Below are 5,645 nucleotides of genomic sequence, written 5' to 3' on the forward strand. Positions count from 1 at the left end.
GCGCCCAGCCTCAGAGGTTGGATCTGCAGGACGACGTGCCGATCGACACCTACCTGGCGCTGCTTTCCCAAGTGGCGCCGCCGGCGCGCGACGGGGCCGAGGCCTACATGGCGGCGTTTCGCAGCCGCTGCGGGCGTGCCCTCCGCACCGTGGAGCTCCGGCGGGCTTTCGCGCAAGGTGACGGCGACCCGGTCCTGATGAGCATGATCCGCGCCTCGCACGAGCGGGACACCGCGGCGCTGCAGCGCCTGGGCAGTTCCATCGCGTGCCCGGGGAAGTGAGATGTGCTCGCCGGCCCGCGCCCTCTTCTTGCTCGCCATCGCATGGTGCGCTGTGGGCGTGCGGGCCGAGAACCTCGGGACCGTCGGGCCGACCTATCCCATCCTGGAGAAGAACCTCCTCGACGTGATCATGGCCCGGCTGCGCGCCAAGGAGGCCAGTGGCGAACTCAAGCGGCACGAGCAGGAGGCACGCGACCGCGCTGCCCATGCGGTCAACAACCCGAAGCCCGTCGACGGCCTTCGAACGGCACTCGCGCCGCGCACCTACTACTTCGATCCGACCTTCACGCTGCAGTCCAACGTGGTCGATGCCACGGGAGCGGTGCTGTTCCCGGCGGGCACCCGCAAGAACCCGCTGGAGGTCGTCTCACTGTCCAAGCACCTGTTGTTCTTCGACGCGCGCGATCCGGGGCAGGTCTCACGTGCCCGCGAGTTGATCGAGCGCTACCAGGGCAAGGTCAAACCGATCCTCGTGGGCGGCAGCTACGTGGACCTGATGAAGCGCTGGAACAAGCCGGTGTTCTACGACCAGGAGGGCACCCTCGTGCGCAAGTTCGGCATCGCCGCAGTGCCCGCCATCGTTTCTCAGGAAGGCCAGCGCCTTCGCATCGACGAGGTGCCAGTGCGATGAAAACCATTCATCGGCTGCTCACCATCCTCTGGCTACTGGCGTGGTCGTCGATGGCCAGCGCTGCGGGCATAGCCACCTGCACGGGCAAGTTTCCCAACCCGCTGACCGACATCTGCTGGTCCTGCGTGCTGCCGATCACCATCGGCGGCGCCACCATCGCCAACTTCGGCGGGCAGGAGGACAACGGCGACAACCCGTCGAACCCCATCTGCAGTTGCGGCGTGAATCCCACGATAGGCCTGTCGATCGGCTTCTGGGAGCCGGCACGACACGTCGAGGCGACGCGCAAGCCGTTCTGCCTGCCGTCGCTCGGCGGCCTCAACCTGGACCCCGGCATCCCCGCTCCTGAGGCCGCCCGCTACACCCGCTCGGAGGGTGACGGGGACGGCGGCTCCTTCTACCAGGCCCACTTCTACACCAACCCCGTCCTGTACTGGCTCGAGGTCGTCGCCGACTTCCCCTGCCTCGAGCGCGGCAGCTTCGACCTCGCCTACCTGACCGAGGTCGACCCCCTGTGGAACGACGACGAGCTCACGCTGATCCTCAATCCGGACGCGGTGCTGTTCGCGAACCCGATCGCGATCGCCGCCTGCGCCGCGGACTGCGTCGCCTCCACCGTCGGCTTCGGTCTGAACACGCTCTTCTGGTGTGCCGGCTGCCAGGGCGGCATCTATCCCCTGGACGGACAGGTCCAGTACCACATGGGGGGAGTACGGACAGCAGCCCTGCTCGCCCAGCGTCTGACGGCCAAGATGCACCGAGAGTTGATCGCCTGGGGCTGGCATGGCTCGCGAGGTCTGTGCGGGCCGTACTTCGAGCCGATCATGGACAAGGCGTCCTACAAGACGAACCTGACCTATCCGATCCCGTCGACGGACAAGCTCGACGGCAAGTGCTGCCAGCCGTTCGGACGCACCACCGTGCTGTGGGGAGCGGGCAAGGAGTATCCGGTTCGCGGCGAGGACTTCGCCTTCATGCTTTTCCGCAAGAGGAATTGCTGTGTCGGCTACTGAGACTCGCCGCCGCGCCTTCACCGCGACGCTCGCGGCCACGCTGCTCGTCGTGGTCGCAGTGCCCTGCGCCCAAGCGCAGCCCGGCCAGAGTCCCGTCACGGATGCCGACATTGCCCGGGCGGCCAGAGGCCAGCCGACGATCACCGACAAGGACATCGAAGCGGCGCGGCGCAAGTACCGGATGCCCACCGAGGACGAACTGGCGAGAGTTCCCGTGCCCTCGACCCCGCGGATCGACGCCCTGCCCCAGCCCCGATCGCCGCAACGCATCGATCTCGGGGCCATCGCCCGAGGGTTCGACGAGATGGGAGCTCCCGATCCCAGCAAGGCGGCGGTTGCTGTGGGCCCGACCCTTCTGGTCTTCGTGAGCTTCTCCATGCCCGATGCGGCCCTCGAGCGGCTCGCCGACCAGGCGGCGCGCAGCGGGGCGACCTTGCTGCTGCGCGGCCTGGTGGAGGACTCGCTGCCGAAGACCGTGACACGGGTCCAGCGGGTCATCGGACAGCGCAAGGTCGGCTTCCAGGTGGACCCCCAGGCCTTCGACCGCTTCTCGATCACGGCCACACCGTCCTTCGTGCTGATCAAGGACCGATCGGTCCCGACACCATGCGCCGCCGGCACCTGTTTCGCAGCCGACAGCTACGCGCTTGCGGCCGGCGACGTGAGCCTCGACTACGCCTTGCGTTTCATCCAGCGTGGCGCCCCGAAGTTCTCGCGCGACGCCAATCTCTTCCTCGCTCGGATGAAAGGAGGCTGAGCATGAACGTCAAGCGCCTGGTCGTCTGGGTGATGACCCAGGCCCTGCTGGTGACCCAGACGGGTGCGCTCGCCCAGTCCTCGCATGATCAGGGCGTCGCGGCAGGCCAGGCCGCCAATACGGCGATCCGCGGCATGGTGAACCAGCCGTCCGCCACCAGCGTGGTCCCCGGCTACACGACCACACCGCCGGAGGCCGCGCTGGCAGGCCGGCCCGCCCTCGGCCCCGACGTGAGCGCCAAGCTGGCTGCCTGCGCAGCTACGCCGAACGATCCGAGTTGCCAGGCGCTGCGCACCGCCATCACCTCGGCCAACACGGCACGCCCGACGATCTCGCCGAGCGACCCGGCGGTGGCGGCCGCATCGCGCATCGCCCGCAATCCCTCGCTCGACCTGGGCAGCCTTGCGGCCTACTACAGCGGCTGCACCACCACCGACACGACGATCCCGACGCACACGGAGACCCGGATCTGCGCCCGCTACGTGACGGCCGGCAGCTACAGCTGCACGAACGCCCTGAATGTCGCTGTTGCACGCTCGACCAACTGCACGGCTGGCGACTGGTTCGCGCAGGCCTCTTCAGGATCGACTGCCGTCGCGGCCCAGTGCCTGCCGGACCGGCCGGACACCAGCCAGCACTTCCGCGTGACGAGCTCCGGCAATCCGCTTGCGTTCTTCGATGTCGACATGACGACGCCTGTCGTGACCCCGCAGCGGGTGGCTGTCATCGGGACCACCTACAACTGGCCGAGCTTCACGCCAGCGGAACGCGGCGTCTACGTGGCCGACAAGAGCTGCAGCGGCACGACCTGCAGCCTGACCGCCATGATCGCCGACGACCCCGTCGAGTCCTGCACCGGCGGCTGGGACTCGATGACGTGCGTCACCATCCACCCGTTCGTCGACGTGTATGCCGCGTGCCCGGCGGGAACCCAGAGCGGCGACAACCTGCTGACAACCACCTGCTCGTACGGTGGCGACGGCATGGAGTGCACCACCTCCGCGCTCTCGACGACGACGTGCTACAGCCCCGGCTCGCCTGGCGACACCCAGGCGACCGACGTCACGGGCACCTATGCATCCTCCTACTGGCGTGCCTCCTCCACCCGCGGAGTGGTTGGCTGGGCTCCCAACCCCGCCTACGGCCCCATTCCTCAGATGCGGCTGTCCTACACCAAGCCCGCGACGCTCAGCACTGCCACGGACACCTGGAACAATCAATGTCCGGGCCTCGCGGCGGACAGTCGCTGCGCGGTGGCCAGCGCACCGGTCTGCGTCGATGGTCCCTCCACGAAGGTCATCGATGGTGTGCCAGTCACTCGCGACTGCTGGCAGTACCAGAGCACGATGAGCTGCAGCGGCACGTTCACGGCCGACCAATGCGCTCCGCTGGTCGCTGCCGGGTGCACGCCGCTGTCCTCGACCTGTTCCAGGACGAACCCCGCGACAGGGGTGTGCGAGGCCTATCAGGATCAGTACAGCTGCACGGTGCCGAACGAAACCGTGACGCAGGCGACCAACTGCCCCACGAACGTCTTCTGCCTCGGCACCAGTTGCTTCAACACCGCCTACACCAATGACGCGGACTTCGCCCGCACGATGTCGATGCTCGAGGCGACCCGGGAAGCCGGCGTGTACATCGATAGCGACCGCATGCAGGTGTTCAAGGGCGAGGCCAACAGCTGTCGCGACCGACTGCTGACGAACTGCTGCAACTCCGACGCGTCCGGCCGCGGCATGACCAACCAAAGCGTCTTCGGCGCTGGATCGCGTCTGGTCTACGACATCCTGATGAACTCGGAGAACCGGCAGTTCGTCTACCAGGGGCTGAGCGCTTTGCTGACCGGCGCCGGCTTCAGCGGCTCGTTCACCAGCTATGGCGTGACGATCGCCGTCAATGGCACTGCGCTGCCTGCCGGCTCGACCGTGCTGTATTCGTCCAGCACGGTGGCGGGCGAGGGTTTCGTGATCGCGGTCGATCCCTGGACGCTCGTGATCGCCGCCGTCATCTACATCGTTCTCTCGCTGACCTCGTGCAACGAGAACGAGGCCTTCCTTGCGCTCAAGGAAGGCGCGGGTCTGTGCCACAGCATCGGCAGCTACTGCTCCTCGTGCATCCGCATCCTTGGCTCGTGCGTGTCCTGCATCGAGCACACGACCGGCAAGTGCTGCTTCAACTCGATGCTCGCGCGCATCGTCAACGAACAAGGGCGCGGCCAGATCGGCAAGGGCTGGGGCAGCGCAGAGGGCCCAGACTGCTCCGGCTTCACCATCGCCCAGTTGCAGTCGCTCGACTTCGCCCGCATGGACCTGAGCGAGTTCTACGCCTCGCTCGTGGCCAAGAGCCCCAACCTCGCCGCCATCCAGAACAACAACGGCGCGAGGGTTCCCAACTGCTACTTCGGTCAGGGGAAGTGCCAATGAAGCTGTTGCACGCGCTCATCGTTCTGCCGTTCGCGATACCGCTGCACGGCTACACACAGGTCGCCGACGCCGAGCGGCTACCCGTCGCCGACGTGCGGGTGTTGATGGTGGCTGCCATCGATTCGCCGTCAGGAACCGCTCAAGGCCTGCTGACCGGCAAGGACGCCGAGAGCATCACGCGCCACTTCAAGGCGGCCGGTCCCATCCTGATCGACGTCACCACCCTCAAACGCTACGCGCAGGCCGGTTGCAGCCGGCTCAACGTGAGTTTCAGCCAAGAGGGCGTGCAGCTTCCCGGCCAGCAAGGCGCGAAGCGCCACTCGGTCGACTTCGGCATCAACTTCTGCCGCGACGGTCAACCGCCAAGGTCTCTGTCCTGAGGAACACGCCATGTGCATCGTCAGACCGCTCGCGGTGCTCGCCACCATCGCCGCACTCATTGTGTCCAGCGTGGCGCAGGCACAGGGCGAGCCCCCGCCCGCCACGGCGTCGGCCGCGTCTGCATCGAACGTCCGCGCGCCCGAGCTGATCGAGTTCGAG

Annotated in this window: 6 protein-coding genes; all 6 read left to right on the top strand. The window is 67.2% G+C overall.

Annotated features, from left to right (window positions below):
- Positions 1 to 281, top strand: a 281-nt coding sequence (locus Q0C41_RS29365) for a hypothetical protein (protein WP_291990231.1), incomplete at its 5' end; no start/stop codon positions are given.
- A gap of 1 nt (position 282) precedes the next feature.
- Entirely contained in the window at positions 283 to 912 is a 630-nt protein-coding gene (traW, locus tag Q0C41_RS29370; protein WP_291990232.1) for a type-F conjugative transfer system protein TraW, read from the top strand.
- Positions 909 to 1,925, top strand: a complete 1,017-nt coding sequence (locus tag Q0C41_RS29375) for a TraU family protein (RefSeq protein WP_291990233.1) — start codon at positions 909 to 911, stop codon at positions 1,923 to 1,925. The genes traW and Q0C41_RS29375 overlap by 4 nt, the downstream gene beginning before the upstream one ends.
- On the top strand, positions 1,912 to 2,682 hold the full coding sequence (gene trbC, locus Q0C41_RS29380) for a type-F conjugative transfer system pilin assembly protein TrbC (protein WP_291990234.1): 771 nt from the start codon (positions 1,912 to 1,914) through the stop codon (positions 2,680 to 2,682). Before Q0C41_RS29375 ends, trbC begins: the two co-directional genes overlap by 14 nt.
- 2 nt (positions 2,683 to 2,684) lie before the next feature.
- Positions 2,685 to 5,105 (top strand): type-F conjugative transfer system mating-pair stabilization protein TraN, encoded by a 2,421-nt coding sequence (gene traN, locus Q0C41_RS29385; RefSeq protein WP_291990235.1) that lies wholly within the window; start codon positions 2,685 to 2,687, stop codon positions 5,103 to 5,105.
- A complete protein-coding gene (locus Q0C41_RS29390) occupies positions 5,102 to 5,485 on the top strand; it encodes a hypothetical protein (protein WP_291990236.1) in 384 nt (127 codons plus the stop codon). The genes traN and Q0C41_RS29390 overlap by 4 nt, the downstream gene beginning before the upstream one ends.
- Positions 5,486 to 5,645 lie beyond the last annotated feature (160 nt).

Origin of the sequence: Luteitalea sp. (assembly GCF_022842525.1) — a bacterium.
Taxonomy (GTDB): Bacteria; Acidobacteriota; Vicinamibacteria; order Vicinamibacterales; family Vicinamibacteraceae; genus Luteitalea.

What these genes read in the sequence shown, in the direction of transcription:
- traW (WP_291990232.1), top strand. Translation starts at nt 283, where the DNA reads ATGTGCTCGCCGGCCCGCGCCCTCTTCTTGCTCGCCATCGCATGGTGC.
- Q0C41_RS29375 (WP_291990233.1), top strand. Translation starts at nt 909, where the DNA reads ATGAAAACCATTCATCGGCTGCTCACCATCCTCTGGCTACTGGCGTGG.
- traN (WP_291990235.1), top strand. Translation starts at nt 2,685, where the DNA reads ATGAACGTCAAGCGCCTGGTCGTCTGGGTGATGACCCAGGCCCTGCTG.
- Q0C41_RS29390 (WP_291990236.1), top strand. Translation starts at nt 5,102, where the DNA reads ATGAAGCTGTTGCACGCGCTCATCGTTCTGCCGTTCGCGATACCGCTG.